Below are 20,016 nucleotides of genomic sequence, written 5' to 3'. Positions count from 1 at the left end.
GCAGGCGCAACGCGACCGGGATGTTGTCCACGGCGGCGACGCCCAGGTCACGGGCCTGCTCGATGTCGGCGTCGAACCGGTTGAGGAACCACATGCGCCGCTGCGCGGGCGAGAGCGGAATGTGCTCCGGGCGCGGGCCCGCCACCAGCGGCGGGCGCGCCGGGCCGGGACGCGACAGCGCGGCCACCGCGGCCACGGTGGGGCGGTCGAAGAAGTCGCGCACGTCGACGGTGGCGCCGAGGGCCGCGGCGATCCGGGCGATGGCGCGGGTGGCGAGCAGCGAATTGCCGCCGAGCGCGAAGAAATCGTCGTCGGCGCCCACCCGTGGCAGGCCGAGCAGCTCGGCGAAGACCGCGGCTACCGCCACCTGCGCCTCGGTCTCCGGTGCCCGATAGGACGGTGCGCCGGAACCGAATTCCGGCTCCGGCAACGCCCGGCGGTCCAGCTTCCCGTTGGCGTTCAGCGGCATGGCGTCCAGCGGGATCAGCAGGGTGGGCACCATGTACTCGGGCAGCTCGCGCCGGACGTGCTCGAGCACACCGGCGGCGTCGATCGAGTCACCGACGACATAACCGACCAGATGATCACCGCCGGCCTGGCGGTGCAGCGTCACCGCCGCCTGGGCCACCGTCGGATGACGCGACAGCGCCGCCTCGACCTCGCCGAGTTCGATCCGCAGGCCGCGCAACTTCACCTGGAAGTCGCTGCGGCCCAGGTATTCCAGTTCGTCCGGGCCGCCCTCCGCGCCGGGCGCCCAGCGCACCAGGTCGCCGGTGCGGTACATCCGCTCCCCCGCCGGGCCCTCCGGGTTGGCGACGAATCGCTCGGCGGTCAGGCCTGGGCGGGCCACATAGCCGCGGGCCAGTTGCACGCCCGCCAGGTACAGCTCGCCGACGACGCCGCGTGCCACCGGGCGCAGGCTGTCGTCGAGCACCAGCAACTCCGTGTCGTCGGCCGCGACGCCGATCGGCACCCCGGCCACGTCCGCGCCGGTCACCTCGTGCGCGGTCACGTCGACGGCGGCCTCGGTGGGCCCGTACAGGTTGTGCAGGGTCGCGCCGCAGATGTCGCGGAACGCCGCGGCGGTGGCGGCCGGGAGCGCCTCCCCCGAGGCGAAGACCAGCCGCAGCGAGTCCACCGCGGCCGCGCGCGGCTCGGCGACGAAGACCGCGAGCATGGACGGCACGAAATGCGCCACCGTGACGGCGCGCTCGCCGATCACGCGCGCCAAGTAGGCCGGGTCGCGATGACCGTCCGGCTCCGCGACGACCAACCGGGCGCCGACCTGCAACGGCCAGAAGAACTCCCACACCGACACGTCGAAGGTGAACGGCGTCTTCTGCAACACCACGTCGTCGGCGCGCAGCCGGTACATCCGCTGCCGCCAGCGCAGATTCGCCACGATCGAGCGATGCGACACGGCTACGCCCTTCGGCCTGCCGGTCGAGCCGGAGGTGAAGATCACGTAGGCGGTGTCGTCGGCCGACCGGGTGACCACGGGGGCCTGCGGTGCGGGCGGGCCCGCGAATTCGTCGATCCGCAGCGTCTCGACCGGACGCCCGAACTCGGGTTCGTCGTGCGTAGTGGTCAGCACGAGCACCGGATCGGCGACCGCGAGCACGTAGGCGATGCGGTCGGCCGGATGATCCGGGTCGACCGGCACGTACGCACCGCCCGCCTTCAGGATCGCGTACATGCCGACCAGCAGGTCGATCGAGCGCCGAACCGCCAAGCCCACCAGCGTGTCCGGCCGGACGCCGCGTCCGATCAAGTGCTGGGCCAGCGCGTTGACCCGGCCGTCGAATTCGGCGTACGTCAGGGTGACGCCCGCGTAGTCGAGCGCGATCGCGTCCGGGGTGCGGCGTGCCTGCTCCTCGAACAGGCTCACCAGCGTCTCGACCGGTGCGGCGGCAGTGGTCGGGGCATCGGGCACGGCGGCGAGCGCGTCCGCGAGCAGTGCGTCCAGCACCGCGCCGAGCGCGCCGTCACCGGACTCCAGCAGCGCGGGCAGCCGGCCGGAGACCACCACGGGGACAAGTGCGTCCGCGCTCATGATCTCCGACAGCGCCGCGAGTTCCGCGGCCAGCGCCGCGTAGGTGACGGTGACCTCGCCGTGGCGCAGCGCCACCCGGTGCGGCTCCCGTCCGGCGACGGTCGCGATGAGGCCGGGCAGGTCGTCGATGCCGTAGGCGCGGCGGACGGCGTCTGCGTGGGTCATCAGCGGTTTCCTTCCGAATCGAGAGCCTGCGCCGAGTCGGCGAGCAGCGCCTCGGCGGTGGCGGCCAGGGTTCGCAGCAAGGCCGTCAGGCCACTGCCACCGAGTTCGGCGAGCAGGCCGGGCACCAGCCCGGCGAGCGAGACGTGGATGAGGGCTTCGGGTTTGGCCGTCGCGCCCATCGCCCTGGCGACGGTCGCGAGCTTCGCGTCGAGTTCGCCGAAGCGGACCCACCGATCGCCGTGCTCGAACGCTGGTGCGCCGGGCGCGGCCTGCGCCGCACGAGCGATCAGAGCGGGCAGATCCGTCGCGGTCGGCCTCGGCCGTCGTTCGTGCGCGGACCGGATGTCTATCGCGCGAACGATCACCGCCGGATCCGCGGCCACTGTTTCCAGCACGCGCAGCAACCGGTCGCCGAACTCCCGCGCGGTCGGCTCGTCGAAGATGTCCGTCGCGTATCCGACGCGCAGTTCCAGACCGGCGCCGGGCCGCTCCAGCACGGTGACCTGTAGATCGAATTTCGCCTCCGTCGAGGCGAGATCGACCGCCTCGACCGCGAGTCCGGGCAGCTCCACGGCGGCCTGCGGCATGTTCTGGAAGGTGAGCAGCACTTGGCACAGCGGCGCATGCGAGCCGGAACGGGTGACGCCCAGCGCATCGACCACCTGATCGAACGGGACGTCGGCATGTGAGAGCGCCGCCAGATCGCGCCGGGTGGCCTGCCGCAGCAGTTCGCCGAAGCTCGTGCGCGGGTCGACCTCGGTGCGCAACGCCACGGTGTTGACGAACATGCCGACCAGCTCGTCCAGTTCGCGGACGCCGCGCCCGGCCACCGGAACGCCCACCGTGACGTCCCCCGCTCCGGACAGCTTCGCCAGCAGCACCGCGAGCGCGCTGTGCACCAGGGTGAACAGCGTGCCGCCGTGTTCGCGGGCCAGTCGCTCCAGCCGGACGGTGCGCTCGGCGCCGATCTCGCGGACGACGGTAGCGCCCCGCATGTCCCGGCGCGCCGGGCGCGGGCGGTCGGTGGGCAGGGACAGCGATTCCGGCGCTGCGGCCAATTCGGTTCGCCAGAAGGCGAGTTGGCGGGCCACCAGGCTGTCCGGATCCGCGGGATCGCCGAGCAACTCGTGCTGCCAGGCGCTGTAGTCGCGGTACCGGATCGCCGGTGGGACCCACTCCGGCGCGTGACCGGCGGATCTGGCCAGGTAGGCGCGCACCAGGTCGGCGGTCAACGGCGCGATCGAATACCCGTCCGCGCCGATGTGGTGCAGCACGACGACCAGGAGGTGTTCGTCGGCGGCGGTGGCGAACAGCGCGGCGCGCACGGGCGGCGCGGCGGCGAGATCGAATCCGAGGGAGACGAATTCCGCGATGCGCGTGTTCAGTTCCGCTTGCGGCACCGGGATCGGCGTCAGGTCGACCGGCGACGCGGCCACGACCTCTTGGACCGGTCCCGCTTCGGTATCGGGGTACCTGGTGCGCAGCGTCTCGTGCCGGTCGAGCACATCGCCGACGGCCGCCGACAGCGCCGCCACGTCCAGGCCGCCGCGCAACCGCAGCGCCGCGGGGATGTGATAGGCCGAGGAGTCCGGCGTGAGCCGGTCGAGCACCCACATACGTCGCTGCGCGGGCGCGAGCGGCACCGGCCCGGTATCCGCGCGGCGGACCAGCGCGGGCCGGGCCGCGCCGCCCTCGGTGTGCGCGAGGCGCTCGGCGAGCGCGGCCGGCGTCGGCGCGTCGAACACCGCGGCCACCGGGACGTGGGCGCCCAGTGCCGCGCCGAGCCGAGCCGCGAGCCGGGTGGCCATCAGGGAGTTGCCGCCCCTGGCGAAGAAGTCGTCGTCCACGCTCACCGTCTGCACGCCGATGACCTCGGCGAACGCACCGGCGACCAGCCGCTCCAGCGCACCGGCCGGTGCGCGGGAACCCGCCTCGGCGAACACCGGCTCGGGCAGCGCGGTGCGATCGATCTTGCCGTTGGCGGTGAGCGGCAGCGCCGCCAGCACGACGACGGCGGCGGGCACCATGTACCCGGGCAGTTGCGCGGCCACGGCCGTGCGCAGCGAAACGGCCGAGTCGGCATAAGACTCCGGATCCGCTTCCGGCACAGCGGCATACGCGATGAGTCGCGTTCCGGCGCGTTGATCGGCCCGCGCTACCGCGACCGCCGCGCTCACCCCGGGCTGCCGCCGCAGAGCGGCCTCCACCTCGCCGAGTTCGATGCGGAAGCCGCCGAGCTGCACCTGGAAGTCGGCGCGCTCCAGGTATTCCAGCGTGCCGTCGGGACGCCTGCGCACGATGTCGCCGGTGCGGTACATCCGCTCGCCCGCCGCGGCGCCGAGTTCCACCGCGAACGGATCGGCCACGAAGCGGTCCGCGGTCAGTGCCGGACGCCGCTGGTAGCCCCGCGCCAGCTGCGCGCCCGCGAGATACAACTCGCCCGGCACGCCGATCGGCGCGGGCCGCAATCGCGCGTCCAGCACGTAGACCCGGCTGTTCCAGACGGGCGACCCGATCGGGACGGTGTGCTCCTGCGGTGTGCGCACCGGGAACGCGGTGATCGACACCGCCGCCTCGGTGGGACCGTAGAGGTTGTCCAGCGCGGTCCCTGCGCGGTGGCGGCGCAGGAAGTCCGCGGCCGTGGCGGGCGGCAGCGCCTCGCCGATGGCGAGCACACGGCGCAGGGTTTCCGGCAGCGCGGCCCCCGGCTCCACCGCCAGCAGCATGCCGATCAAGGAGGGAACGGCGTACAGCACGGTCACGCCGTGGCGGCGCAGCAGCGCCCGCAACTGGTCCGGATCGCGTTCCGCGCCGGGCGCGGTGATGATCAGGCGTCCTCCGGTGACCAGCGGAGACCAGAACTCCCACACGGAAAGGTCGAAGGTCGCGGGCGTCTTCAGCAGCACGCGATCGTTCGCCCCGAGACCGAATTCCCTGGTCATCCAGGTCAGCTGATTCACGATGGCGGCGTGCGGGATCGTCACGCCTTTGGGTAGGCCCGTCGAACCCGAGGTGAAGATGACGTAGGCCGGATGCTCCGGACGCAGCGCCCGCACCCGCTCCGCGTCCGTGATCGGGGTCGCGGCGAACTCGGCGAGGTCGAGCCGGTCGACTTCCATCGCCGTGCGGTTCGTTCCGGCCGGTAAGCCGTCGCGCGAGGTGGTCAGTACTACGGCGGGCGCGGCGGTGGACATGATGTGGGCGATCCGCTCGGCGGGATGGTCCGGATCGATGGGCACATACGCGCCCCCGGCGCACACCACCGCGTACATGGCGACGACCAGTTCCGGCGAACGGCGCATCGCCAGCACGACCGTCGACTCCGGGCCGACACCGTGCGCGATGAGTCTGCGCGCCAATCGATTCACCCGTTCGCCGAACTCGGCGTAGCGCAGCTCGGCTCCGGTCGTCGCGTCCACCAGCGCGACCGCCCCGGGGCTGCGCGCGATCTGCGCGGCGATCAGATCCGCCGACGTGGCGCTCGGGACCGGCTGCCGGGTCCGGTTCCATTCGGCCAGCACCAGCGATCGGTCGGTCCCGAGCAGATCGATGTCACCGACCGGCAGGTCCGGGCGGGCCGCGACCGTTTCCAGCACCCGGCGCAGCTGTGCGGCGAACCGGAAAGCGGTCGGCCGCTCGAACAGATCGGTGGCATAACGGAGGGCCAGCTCGATGCCGTCGGGCGCGCCGTCGGTGTCGTAGGCGTCCACCGCGAACAGGTGCAGGTCGAATTGCGCCACGCCGCTGTCGAAGTCGAGTTCTTCGACCTCGAGGTCGGGCAGCCGCAGCTGTCCACGCTCGTGGTTCTGGAACGAGTAGCCGACCTGGAACAGCGGGTGCCGGGCGGTCGAGCGCACCGGGTTGAGCACTTCCACCAGGCGCTCGAACGGCACGGTGGTGTGTTCGAGCGCCGCGAGGTCGGCGGCCCGCGCCCGCGCCAGGAGTCCGCTGAACGGCTCGCCGCCGTCGACGCCGACGCGCAGCACGAGGGTGTTGACGAACATCCCGATGACGTCGTCGAGTTCGGCCGCGCCGCGTCCGGCCACCGGCGTGCCGATGGCGATGTCACCGGCGCCGGACCAGCGCGCGAGCAGCACCGCGAACGCGGTGTGCACCACCATGAACAGCGTCGCGCCGTGCCGCCTGCCGAGCGCGACGAGATCCGCGTGCAGCCGCGCGCCGATCGTCAGCGGCACCTTGTCCCCGCGCAGGCTCTGCTTCGCCGGACGGGGGCGGTCGGTGGGCAGCGCCAGCTGGTCGGGCAGCCCGGCGAGGGTCTCGCTCCAGAACGCGATCTCGCGGGCCGCCACCGAATCGGGGTCGTGCTCGGCGCCGAGCAGGGCGCGTTGCCACAGCGCGTAATCGGCGTACTGCACGGCGAGCGGCGTCCATTCGGGCGCCGTGCCGCCGCGGCGCGCGGTATAGGCGAGCATCAGGTCCCGCACGAACGGCGCGATGGACGAGCCGTCGGCGGCGATGTGGTGCAGCACTCCGGCCAGCACGAATTCACCATGCCCAGCCGCGGGGCGCGCACCCGCCCTGACCACCCGCAGCAGCCGCATCCGCAGCGGGACCTCGGCGGTGACGTCGAAGGTCGTCTCGGCCAGCTCCCGAATGCGCCGCGGTACCGCGTCTTCCGCGATGTCGATCGGCCGTAGCACCGGGGTGGCGTCGGCGGCGTCGGCGATGAACTGCACCGGTTCGCCGTCGACCTGCGGATAGCGGGTGCGCAGCGCCTCGTGCCGGGCGACCACGTCACCGAGCGCGGCCTGCAACGCGGCCACGTCCAGCCGCCCGGACAGCCGCAGGGCCACCGGAATGTTGTAGGCGGTGGAGGACGGGTCGAACCGGTTCAGGAACCACATCCGCTGCTGCGCGGGCGACAACGGCATCCGCTCCGGACGCGGCGCCGCCAGCAGCGCGGGCCGGGTGCCGCCCATGGCCACCGTGCTCGCCACGGCGGCCAGGTCCGCGACCCGGGGAGCTTCGAACAGCGCCCGGACCCCGACCGTCCGGCCCAGCGCCGCGCCGATTCGGCTGACCGCCTTGGCGGCCAGCAGGGAGCTGCCGCCGAGCGCGAAGAAGTCGTCGTCGGCGCCCACGGGGCGTGCCGAGCCGAGCACTTCGGCGAATACCTCCGCCACGACGCGTTCGCTCGGTGTGGACGGCGGCCGGTAGACGGTCGATTCGAACCGTGGCGCGGGCAGCGCCGCGCGGTCGAGCTTCCCGTTGACGGTCAACGGGATTCGCCGCACCGGCACGATCGCGGCGGGCACCATGTGCTCGGGCAGTCGGTAGGCCACGGCTTGCCGCAGCGCGGTGGCATCGATCGAGTCGTCCGAGCCATCCACCGCCACCACGTACGCCACGATGCGCGGTTCGTCCACGAGGTCGGCGCGCACCACCACGGCAACCTCCCGCACCGCGTCGTACGCGTCGAGCAGCGCGGCCTCGATCTCCCCCAGCTCGATACGGAAGCCGCGCAGATTCACCTGCTGATCGGCGCGCCCGAGGTACTCCAGCTCACCGTCGGAGGTCCAGCGGGCCAGATCGCCGGAGCGGTAGGTGAGCGAGCCGTCGCCCGCGTACGGGTCCGCGACGAAACGGGCGGCGCTCAGGGCGGGACGGTGCAGGTAGCCGCGCGCCAACTGGCCGCCGGACACATAGATCTCCCCCGGCACACCCACCGGGACGGGCCGCAACCGGTCGTCGAGCAGGCGAACGGTCAGTCCGGGCAGCGCCGTACCGATCACGCTCGACGACCCGGTGTGCCGGTCGATCTCGCGATAGGACACGTGCACCGTGGTCTCGGTGATGCCGTACATGTTCACCAGGCGAGGCGCGTCCGGATAGCGGGCGAACCAACCGGCCAGGCGCTGCGGCTCCAGCGCTTCGCCGCCGAAGATCACGGTGCGCAGGGCGAATCCGGCTTCCGGTCCGGCCGCATCGGCGGCGACGAGCTGGTAGAACGCCGACGGCGTCTGGTTGAGCACGGTGACCCGCTCGGCGATCAGCAGATCCCGGAACTGCTGCGGCGAGCGCGAGGTGTAGTAGTCGACCACCACCACCGTCGCGCCGGTCGACAGCGGTCCCCACAGTTCCCATACGGAGAAGTCGAAGGCGTAGGAGTGGAACAGGGTCCACACGTCCGCCGGTCCGAAACCGAAGCGCCGACGCGTGTTGTCCAGCAGCCGCAGCACGTTGCGGTGCGGCACCACAACACCTTTGGGCCTGCCGGTGGAGCCGGAGGTGTAGATGACGTAGGCCACGTGTGCGCAATGCAGCGGGGCGCGCCGGTCCGCGTCGGTGACCGGCGCGCCGCTGAACTCCGTGAGGTTCGGCGCGTCGACATCGATCACCGGTCCGCCGAACCAGCCGCGCGGCAACTCGGTGGCGGCTCCCGCGATCGCGCAGATCGGGCGGGCGTCGTCGAGGACGTATTCGATCCGGTCGTCCGGGTAGGCCGGATCGATCGGCAGGTACCCGCCGCCCGTCTTGAGCACGGCGAGCAGGGCGACCACCAGTTCCGCCGAGCGGGGCAGCGCGACGGCCACCAGCGTTTCCGGCCCGACACCCGCGGCCGCCAGCCGCCGTGCCAACCGATTGGACCACTCGTCGAGTTCGGCGTAGGACAGCGACCGCGCACCGTCACGCACCGCGACGGCGTCCGGGTCCAGCGCGGCGGCCCGCGCGAAACGCTCCGCCAGGTTGCCGGCCACATCGGCGACGGCGTCCCCGCCGACCGGCCATTCGTACAGCGCGCGGTGCTGTTCCTCGGCGCTGAGCAACTGGATGTCGCCGACGACCACCGTGGGATCGGCGGCGATGGCGGCGAGCACCTGAGTGAACCGCCTGCCGAGCACGGCGACCGCCGATGCGTCGAAAAGGTCCGTGGCGTAGCGGATCTCGACCCGCATGCCGTCGGCGCGGCCGTCCCGATCGTTGGACTCCAGCACGGTGAACTGGAGGTCGAATTCGGCGACCGGCGCGTCGAACTCCTGCGCGCTCATCCGCAGGCCCGGCAGCTCGAACTCGGGCAGGGTGAAGTTCTGGAAGCTCAGCGCCACCTGGAACAGCGGATGACGGTTGCGCGAGCGGGTGGGCGCGAGCACTTCGACGAGACGTTCGAACGGCACGTCGGCATGCGAGAGCGCGTCGATGTCCTGGTCGCGCACCGCGTCCAGCACGGTCTCGAAGCGGGCTCTGGAGTCGACGGCGGTCCGCAGCACCAGCGTGTTGACGAACATGCCGACGAGCCGGTCCAGCGCCGCGTCGCCGCGTCCGGCGACCGGGGTGCCGATCGCGATGTCCGAGCCGCCGGACAGGCGGGCCAGCAGCACCGCCAGCGCCGCGTGCACCGTGCTGAACAGCGTGGTCTCCCGCTTGCGCGCCAACTCGCCCAGTTCGCTGTGCAGATCGGAGTCGATGCGCAGGCGGTGTGTCGCGCCGCGGTGCGACGAGACCGGTGGGCGCGGACGGTCGGTGGGCAGCTCGAGCTGTTCCGGCAGGCCGTCCAAGGCGCCGCGCCAGTAGTCGAGCTGCCGTTCGGCGTCGGCGCAATCGGCCTGCCAGAGCGTGTAGTCGGCGTACTGCACCGGCAGGTCGTCCCATGCGGGCGCGGCGGCGGCGCGGCGCGCCAGGTAGGCGGTCATCAGATCCTCGGCCAGCGGTCCGAGGGAGAATCCGTCCGCGGCGATGTGGTGCAGCACCAGGGCGAGCACATACTCCTGCGCCGCGTCGTCGATCGCCAACAGCGCTGCGCGCAGGGGTGTCTCGGACACCAGATCGAAGGGCGCGGCTGCCAGCCGCCGAAGCCGTTCCGGCAGTGCCGTTTCGGTCACCCGCACTACCGGGACGTCCGGCGCGGCCGAGGGCAGCACCCGTTGCTCGGGCCCATCGGGGCCGTCCGGGTAGACGGTGCGCAAGGTCTCGTGCCGGGCCACCAGGTCGGCCACGGCCGTGGTCATCGCCGCGAGGTCGAGATCACCCGAGAGCCGCAGCGCGACCGGGATGTTGTCGATCGCGCCTGCTTGCCCGTCGGCGTGGAAGCGGTTGACGAACCAGATGCGCCGCTGGGCCGGGGACAGCGGAATCCGGTCCGGCCGCGGGAGCGGGCGCAGCGGTGCCCGACCGCCATCGCCGCGGTGCGATTCGGCCCGCGCGGCCAGCGCGGCGACCGTCGGCGCGTCGAACAGCGCCCGCACCGGCAGTCGGGTGTCGAGTGCAGCGCCGAGCCGGGCCACCAGCCGGGCGGCGGTGAGCGAGTTGCCGCCGAGGGCGAAGAAATCGTCGTCCAGCCCTACCCGGTCGACGCCGAGCAGCTCACCGACCGTGGCGGCGACCAGTTTCTGTACCGGTGTCGCGGGCGCACGGAATCGCGCGGACTCGACCGCCGGTGCGGGCAGCGCGCGGCGGTCCAGCTTGCCGGAGGCGTTGACCGGGAACTCGGTCAGCACGACGTATGCCGAGGGCATCATGTACGCCGGTAGCCGCCGGGTGAGCGTCGCTTCGACCGCGCCCGGGTCGACTCGCGCGCCGGGCGCATCGATCAGGTAGGCCACGAGGCGCTCACCGGTTCCGGCGTCATCGCGCACGACCACGACCGCCTGGGCGACCTCTTCCAGGGCGGTCAGCGCCGACTCGATCTCACCCAACTCGATACGCAGACCACGCAACTTCACCTGGAAATCGGTACGACCCAGATACTCCAACTCCCCGTGCTCGGTCCACGCCACCAAGTCACCCGTGCGATACATCCGCGCACCAGGCTCCCCATACGGGTTGGCCACGAACCGGTCACTGGTCAGATCCGGGCGCGCGACATAACCGCGCGCGAGCTGCACACCCGCCAGATACAACTCACCCGCCACACCCACCGGCACCGGACGCAACCGCGCATCCAACACATAAACCTGCGTGTTGAACACCGGCGCACCGATCGGCACCGACTCGGTGTCGGCATCGACAACCTCATGGAAAGTGACGTCGACAGCCGCTTCCGTAGGACCGTAAAGGTTGTGCAACGCGGCGCCGGTCAACTCACGCAAACGATGCGCCGGTTTCGGCGGCAACGCCTCACCCGAAGCGAACACCAACCGCAACGAACCACACCGCGCCGCAGCCGCATCCGCCACGAACACCGCCAACATCGACGGCACGAAGTGGGTAACCGTCACCTTCTCGGCGCTGATGATCTCGGCCAGGTAGGCCGGATCACGATGACCATCCGGCTTCGCCACCACCAGGCGTGCACCGACCTGCAACGGCCAGAGGAACTCCCACACCGACACATCGAACGTCGCGGGCGTCTTCTGCAACACCACATCAGCAGCGGTCAACCCGTAAGCGGACTGCATCCACACCAAACGGTTCACGATCGCCGAATGCGAGACCGCAACACCCTTCGGACGACCCGTCGAACCCGACGTGAAAATCACATACGCCGTATTCGACGCGGTGACCGTCCCGAGCAGGTCCGCCTCGGTCAGCGGTTCCTCGGCGTAGTCCTCGGTGTCGAACAGGTCGACATCCAGCACCGCCCACAGCCCACTGCCGGTGGCCGGATCGGGCAGCTCGAGCCCGTCCTCGGAGCGGGTCAGCACGCAGACCGGACGCACCGTGCGCAAGACGTCGGCGACCCGCTCGGCCGGATGCTCCGGATCGATCGGGACATAGGCTCCTCCCGCCGCGAGCACCGCGTACAGCGCCACCACGAGATCGGCCGACCGACGCATGCCCACCGCTACGGGCTTCTCCGGACGCACGCCGACCGACACCAGCAACCTGGCCATTCGGTGCACCCGGCGCGCGAACTCGGCGTAGCTGAGCGATTCGCCCTCGAACCTCAGCGCGATCGCCTCGGGCGTCCGGGCCGCCTGCGCCTCGAACAGCGACACCAGCGTCGCGGCCGGATCCACCGGGTGCCCGGTGGCGTTCCACGCGTCCAGGACGAGGGCGCGTTCGCCGGGACTCAGCACATCGATCGTGCCGAGGCACACCCGCGGATCGGCGACCACCGCGTCGAGCACACGGTGCAAGCGCGACGCGAACGCCTCGACGGTGGCGGGGTCGAACAGATCGGTCGCGTAGTCGAACACCGCGGCGAGCCCGGAACCGTCCGCCGCTTCCGCCACGGACAGGTGCAGATCGAATTTGGCGGTACCCGTGTCGATATCGAGTCCGGTCGCGGTGAGGCCGGGCAGCTCGAGTTCGGTTCGCGCGGTGTTCTGCAAGTCGAGCATCACCTGGAACAGCGGATGCCTGGCCGCCGACCGCTCCGGCGCGAGCGCCTCGACCAAGCGCTCGAACGGCGCGTCGGCGTGGGCGAAGGCGGCCAGGTCGCGCTCGCGCACCGCCGCGACCAACTCGGTGAACGTCAGATCGGCCCGGACGTCGGCGCGCAGCACGACGGTGTTGACGAACATGCCGACCAGGTCGTCGAGCGCGCGGTCGCCGCGCCCGGCCACCGGGGTGCCGATCACGATGTCCCGCTGTCCGGACAGTGTGGCCAGCAGCGTGGCGAACGCGGCGTGCAGCACCATGAACAGCGAGGCGTTCGCCCCGTCCGCGATCTCGCGCAACCGGCGCCGGGTCGCGGCATCGATGGTGAAGGCGTGGCGCGCGCCGCGACCCGACGCGGCGGCCGGGCGCGGTCGGTCGGTCGGCAGCGCCGACACGTCCGGCAGACCGGCCAGTTCCCCCTGCCAGAACCGGATCTGTTCGGCCAGTACCGAATTCGGATCGTCCTCGGAGCCGAGGCTCGCCCGCTGCCACAGCGCGTAGTCGGCGTAATGGACGGGCAGTGGCGTCCAGTCGGGTGTGACGCCCGCGCGGCGCGCATGGTAGGCGCGCATGAGATCACGGGTGAGCGGTGCGAGCGACCAGCCGTCGGCGCCGATGTGGTGCAGCGCGACGACGAGCACGTGCTCGTCGTGGCCGAGGCGCAGCAGTACCAGGCGCACCGGCGGCTCGCGATCCACCCGGAAGGGCATGGCCACCACTTCGCGAACCCGCTGCATCAGCGCCTGCTCGCCGAGCGTTTCCAGGACCAGCTCGACCCGCGCCTCGTCGACCGGCAGCACCAGTTGATACGGGATACCCTCCGCCGCGGGGAAAATGGTGCGCAGCGACTCGTGCCTGGCGAGCACGTCGGCGATCGCTTCGGCCAGCGCCGTCTGCTCGAGCGCGCCGCGCAGGCGGATGGCGGCGATCAGATTGTCGGCCACGGACGCCGCGTCGAACTGGTTCAGGAACCACATGCGCTGCTGCGCGTAGGACAGTGGGACCAGCGTGGGGCGCGGCCCGGCGACCAGCGGCCCCCGGTTACGTGCCCGGCGGCCGCCGGCCAGGTGCGCGGCCAGCGCCGCGACGGTCGGATGCTCGAACAGCGCGCGCACCGGCACCTCGGTGTCCAGCGCGTCCGCCAGGCGGGCCGCGATCTGCGTCGCGACCAGCGAATTCCCACCCAGTGCGAAGAAGTCGTCGTCCGCGCCGACCGGATCGACGCTCAGCACCTGCCCGAACACCGCGGCGACGGTCCGCTCCTGCGGCGTGCCGGGCGCGCGGAAGGTCTTGGTGACCGGCGCGGGATCCGGCAGCGCCCGGCGGTCGAGCTTGCCGGAGGCGGTCAGTGGCATGGCGTCGAGCGGGACGTACGCGGTGGGCACCATGTACGAGGGCAGCACCCGGCGCAGCCGTTGCGCCAACTCCGCGGCGAGCCGTTCGGGCGCGACGGCGCCGACCACGTAGGCGGCCAGCGTCTCGCCGGACGGCTGTGCGACGACCCGCACCGCCGCGGCGCGCACGTCGTCCATGGCGAGCAGGGCGGCCTCGATCTCGCCGAGTTCGATCCGCTGGCCGCGCAGCTTCACCTGGAAGTCGCCGCGGCCCAGATACTCCAGGAAGCCGTCGCGGCGGCGACGCACCAGGTCGCCGGTCCGGTACATCCGGCTGCCCGCAGGCCCGTACGGGTCGGCGACGAAACGCTCCGCGCTCAGATCGGCGCGGCCGTGGTAGCCGCGCGCCAGCTGCGTGCCGGACAGGTACAGCTCGCCGACCACGGCGTCCGGAACCGGTCGCAGCCGCGCGTCGAGGACCATGGCCCGGCTGCCCGGCACCGGACGCCCGATCGGCGCGGGACCGCTCGCGGCCGGGTCGACGGGGGCGTGCGTGGCGTGCACGGTGAATTCGGTGGGCCCGTAGAGGTTGTGCAGCCGCGCGGGGCTCACCGCCGCGAACGCGGCGGCGGCCTCACCGGTCATCGCCTCGCCCGCCACCAGGACGGTGCGCAGGGACGCGATCGTCTCCGGCGCCGCGGCGGCGGCGAACACCGTGAGCATGGACGGAACGAACGAGGTCATCGTGACCCGGTGCGCGGCGATGGTCGCGGCGAGGTACCGGGGGTCGCGGTGCCCGTCGTGGGCGGCGACGACCATCCGCGCGCCACGGGTGAGCGGGGCGAACAGCTCCCACACCGAGACGTCGAAGGTGGCCGGGGTCTTGAACAGCACCACGTCGTCGGCGTCGATCCGGTATTCACCCGCGATCCACCTGATCTGGTCGACCGCCGAGTCGTGTTGCACCGCGACGCCTTTGGGACGGCCGGTGGACCCCGAGGTGAAGATGACGTACGCCGCGCCGGACGGGTGCGAGGGAGCCAGGCGGTGTGCGTCGGTGACCGGGGCGTCGGAGTAGTCCGCGAGATCCGGGGAATCGGCGGCGATGATCGGTGTCGCGGGGCGCTCCGCGAGCGCGCACCGATCCGCGAGTTCCGCCCCCAGGTCGTCACCGGAACGCGCGAGCACGCAAACCGGGCGCGCCTCCGCGATCACCTGCGCGATCCGGGCCGCGGGCTGGTCGGGGTCCACCGGCACGTACCCGCCGCCCGCGGTCAGCACCGCGTACGCGGCCACCACGAAGTCGGCCGAACGCCGCATGCCCAGTACGACCGTCCGCTCCGGGCCGACGCCAGCGACGATCAGCCTGCGCGCCAATCGGTTGACCGCGCCCGCGAACTCCGCGTAGGTCAGCCGCCGTCCATCGTCCAGTACCGCGACCGCGTCCGGGGTGCGCCGCACCTGCGCCTCGAAGGCGGTGAGCAAGGTCTCCGCCGGATCTCGGGCGCCCGCCTCGGCCTGCCCCGCCGCGAGGGCGCGCGCTTGCTCCGCGTGGTCGAGAAGGGGCAGGTCGCCTACCGCGATCCCGGGATCGGCGGTGGCCGCCCACAGGAAGCGGATCAGCGCGCGAGCGTAGCCGGCGATGGTGGCTTCGTCGAACAGATCCGTGGCGTAACAGAATTCCGCGGGAACCCCCGCCGGTGCCGAACCTTCCCCGAGTCCGGCGCCGGCGGAGTTCTCGGTGACCGTGAGCTGGAGATCCAGCTTGGTCACTCCGGTGTCCAGGGTACTGGTGGCGACCGACAGTTCGGGCAGTTCGAAGGCGATTGGCTCGGCATTGTCGAAGGCGAGCAGCACTTGGAACAGCGGGTGACGCGCCTGCGAGCGCGGCGGATCCAGCGCGGCGACCACCTGCTCGAACGGCAGCTCGGCATGCCCGAAGGCGGCGAGGTCCTGTTCCCTGACCCGCGCCAGCAGGGCGGAGAACGGCTCGGCGACGTCGACCCGGGTGCGCAGTGCCAGGGTGTTGACGAACATGCCGATGAGGTCGTCGAGGGCGCGCTCGCCACGACCGGCGACCGGGGTGCCGATCACGATGTCTCCGCTGCCGGACAGTCGCGACAGCAGCGCGGCCAGCGCGGCGTGCGTCAGCATGAAGGTCGAGATGCCTTGTGCGCGGGCGAGTTCGCTCATCCGAGCGGCCAGTTCGCCGGGTAGCTCGAAGCCGAACACCGCGCCCCGGCCGGAGGCGACCGCCGGGCGGGGGCGATCGGCGGGCAGGTCGAGCTGGTCGGGCGCGCCCGTCAGCGTCCCGGTCCAGAACGACAGCTGGGTGGCCGCGAACGGATCGTCCGGGGAGCCGAGCAGTTCGTGCTGCCAGAGGCTGTAGTCGGCGTACTGGACCGGTAGCGGGGCCCAGGCGGGGGCGAGGCCGCCGCGGCGCGCCGCGTACGCGCTCATCACGTCGCGGGCGAGCACGCGCAGCGACAGACCGTCGGCGGCGATGTGGTGCAGGACCAGCGCGAGCGCGTAACCGCCGTCGTCCACCGCGAAGATCCGGGCGCGAAGAGGAATCTCGCGTTCCAGGTCGAAGCCCTGCGCGGCGACCGCGCTCAGCCGCACGTCGAGCTCGGCGGCGCCGATCGCCTCCGGCGCGCCCGCCACCTCCGCCACCGACAACACGACCTGCCGTGCGGCCGGGCCGCCGCTGTCGCCGGGCAGCAGCGCGGGGAAGATCGTGCGCAGCACCTCGTGCCGGATGACCACGTCCTCGAGCGCCTGCCGCAGGGCGGTGACGTCCACCGCGCCGCGCAGGCGCACCACGAACGGCATGTTGTAGCTCGCGGCGGATCGCTCGAACCGGTTGAGGAACCAGATGCGCTGCTGCGCCGGAGAGAGCGGAACCAGCGGCGGCCGTGGCCGTGCCCGCAGCTGCGCGACCAAGGACGCGCCGCCGGATCCACCGGCCCGCTCGACGAGTGCGGCGAGTTCGGCCACCGTGCAGGCGGCGAACACGTCGCGGACTCCGAGCGGGCAGTTCAGGTCGGCGGACAGCCGGGCGGCGACCTGCGTGGCCACCAGACTGTTTCCGCCGAGTGCGAAGAAGTCGTCGTCGCGACCGACCAGCTTGTTACCGAGCACTTCGGCGAACACCCGCGCGACCGCGAGCTCCACGGCGGTGGCGGGCGCGTTGTAGCCGGTCGAAGTCCTGCTGGGAGCGGGTAGCGCGCGGCGATCCAACTTCCCCGAGGCGTTCACCGGCAGTGTGTCGAGCACCACGTAGGCGGCGGGCACCATATATCCGGGCAGCGCCTCGGCCGCCGCGGCGCGCAGCCGGTCCATGCGCACCGCACCCGGCTCCGCTTCCACGACGTAGGCCACCAACTGCTCGCCGACGCCCGCGTCGTCACGCAGTACGACCGCCGCGCGGTCCACCGCGTCCACCCGGCCGAGCACGGCCTCGATCTCGCCGAGCTCGATGCGCAGGCCGCGCAGCTTCACCTGGAAGTCGGTGCGTCCGAGATACTCCAGTTCGCCGTGGGGAGTCCACCGCACCAGGTCACCGGTGCGATACATCCGCCCGCCCGCCCGCGCGGGCCGGCCGCCGAACGGGTCGGCCACGAACCGCGCCGCGGTCAGCTCCGGTCGCGCGACGTAGCCCCGGGCGAGCTGTACCCCCGACAGATACAGCTCACCCGGCGCCCCGACCGGTACCGGCCGCAGCCGCGAATCGAGGACGTAGAGCCTGGTGTTGAACACCGGCGCGCCGATCGGCACCGAGAGGGTATCGGTGTCGGTGACTTCATGGAAGGTGACGTCTACCGCCGCTTCCGTGGGACCATACAGATTGTGCAGGCGCGCGCCGGTCAGGGCGCGCAGCCGCTGGGCGAGCGGGGCGGGCAGCGCCTCCCCGGAGGCGAACACCGTGCGCAGCGACGTACGGTACGCCTCATGCCGGTCCGCGAGGAAGGCCGCGAGCATGGACGGCACGAAATGTGCTGTGGTGACGCCGAATTCGTCGATCGCGCGGCGCAGATAAGCGGGATCGCGGTGCCCGTCCGGCTGGGCGAGCACCAGCGTCGCGCCGATCTGCAGCGGCCAGAAGAATTCCCACACCGACACGTCGAACGTTGCCGGAGTCTTCTGCAGCACAACGTCTTTCGCGGATAGTCGATAGGTCTGCTGCATCCACACCAACCGGTTCACGATCGCCCGGTGGGTGATCGTGACCCCCTTGGGCAGACCGGTCGATCCCGAGGTGAAGATCACATACGCCGGATGCTCGGGTCGCAGGGCAGCGACGCGTTCCCGGTCCCACACCGGCGCGGCGGCGACGGCTTCATCGACCCGGTCCACCCGCAGCACCGGCAGGCCGGTCGATACGGGCGGATGAGCGTTCCCCGCGGTCAACACGCAGGCCGGACGGGCCGTGGCCAGGATGTGCGCGGTGCGCTCCGGCGGGTGATCCGGGTCCAGCGGCAGGTAGGCGCCGCCCGCCGCGAGCACCGCGTACATGGCGATCACCAGTTCCGGCGAGCGCGGCAGGTGCAGCGCCACCACCGTTTCGGGTCCGACACCCAGCGCGATCAGCGCGCGCGCTAGCCGGTGGCTGCGCTCCGCGAGTGCACGGTAGGTCAGGTCCGGCGCACCGGCGGACCGCAGCGCCACCGCGCTCGGCGTGCGGGCCGCCTGCGCCTCGAACATCGACACCAGCGTCGCCGTGGGAGCCGAGCCCGCCGAGCGGCCCGGCAGTCGCGCTTCCACGTCGAAACCCGTCTCGTTCCAGATCCGGGTGCTGACCTCGAGTTCCAGCTCGGTCGCGACGTCGACGGCGGCGAGCGCGGTATCCGGCTCGGTGGCGACCAGGCGCTCCAGGTAGCGCAGGAACCGGGCGTGCTGCCGTGCGGTGTCGTCGGCGGTGTACAGGTGCGGGTTGGCCTCGAAGTCGACGTGCACCCGGTCCCGGTCGCCGTAATAGACATTGAGGCCGAGATCTTCCACCGGGCCGGTGGACAGCACGTGGTAGCGCCCCACGGTCGCGCCGAGGGTGAGATCGCTGCGGAACAGCATGATGTTGGCCAGCGGCCCGAACAACCCGCGGTGCGCGAGACCGGCGACGTGCTCGGCGTCGCGCTGGATGTCCTCGTGCCGGTAGCGCTGGTGGCGCAGCGCGCCCGCGACCTCGACGCGGGTGGCGCGCAGCAATTCGCCCCAGCTTCCGCCGACGGGTAACCGCAGCGGCACGATGTTCGACAGCATGCCCGCCGAGCGCCGCAGCGCCGCGGTGGTGCGCGCGGTCACCGGCAGGCTCAGCACCGCCTCGTCCCGGTCGGTCAGCCGTCCGAGGTAGGCGGCGAACGCCGCGAGCAGCACCACCGCGATCGTCGAATCCTGGCTCGCGGCAAGGGAGCCGATCCGCTCGACCAGCTCAGGGGCGAGCGCTCGCCCGGCGATCCGGTTGGTCGCGCAGCGCGGCGCGCAGCGACCGGCGAGGCTGGTCGCGCCGTCCAGCCCGGCCACCCGCCCCGCCCAGTGCGCGCGATCGGACTCGAAACGGGGGCTTTCCCGGTAGGCGAGTTCGGCCTGGGTCAGCGAGGCGAGCGTCCCGGGCCGCACGGCCTCGGGTTCGGCGCCGAGCACCCGGGCGGTGTACAGCTCGGCCGCGCGCATGGTGTTGGTCAGCGCGCCGTAGCCGTCCAGCACGATGTGGTGGACCCGCAGGTACCAGAAGTACCGGCGCTCGGCGACGCGCAGCACAGCGCCCGCGAACAGCCGGTCGGCGCGCAGGTCGACCGGCGAACTCGCGTCCGCGCGCATCCAGTCGTGCGCGGCGGCCACCGGGTCGGCCTGGTCGCGCAGGTCGATCAATGGGATGTCGACCGAGAGCCCGAAGTCGACGTACTGGTGCGGGACGCCGCCGGATTCGCCGAGCCGCACCAGCGCCGACTCGTACTCGCGCGCCGCCTCGACCGAGACCTCCTGCAACAGAGCGGCATCCAGCTCACCGCGCACGTCCACGTACTGCGCGACGTTGATCGGCACGTCCGGCTCGAGCAGCTGTGCGTACCAGACGCCGAGCTGGGCGGGCGCCAGGGCGAACGGCTCGGATGCGGCCCGGGACGGCTTCGGCTCGACGGAACGCTGCGGCAACGCGCTGTACCCACCCAACTCCGTATCGTGCAC

2 protein-coding genes (1 of these 2 only partly in view) are annotated in these 20,016 nt (G+C 72.0%); both read right to left on the bottom strand.

Annotated elements, in window-relative coordinates:
- Window positions 1–2,218: the 5' portion of a non-ribosomal peptide synthase/polyketide synthase gene (locus tag ACGF7Y_RS14080; RefSeq protein WP_393233376.1), read on the bottom strand. Its footprint begins 23,060 nt before the window's first position; 2,218 of the gene's 25,278 nt are visible here — the first part of the coding sequence; its start codon is at window positions 2,216–2,218; its stop codon lies beyond the left edge, outside the window.
- Window positions 2,218–20,016 (bottom strand): non-ribosomal peptide synthase/polyketide synthase, encoded by a 17,799-nt coding sequence (locus tag ACGF7Y_RS14075; RefSeq protein ID WP_393233373.1) that lies wholly within the window; start codon window positions 20,014–20,016, stop codon window positions 2,218–2,220. The genes ACGF7Y_RS14080 and ACGF7Y_RS14075 overlap by 1 nt, the downstream gene beginning before the upstream one ends.

The organism is Nocardia sp. NPDC047654 (assembly GCF_043205035.1).
Lineage (GTDB): Bacteria > Actinomycetota > Actinomycetes > Mycobacteriales > Mycobacteriaceae > Nocardia.
The sequence above is the reverse complement of the archived record's forward strand: the minus strand, read 5'-3'. Positions and strand labels throughout refer to the sequence as shown.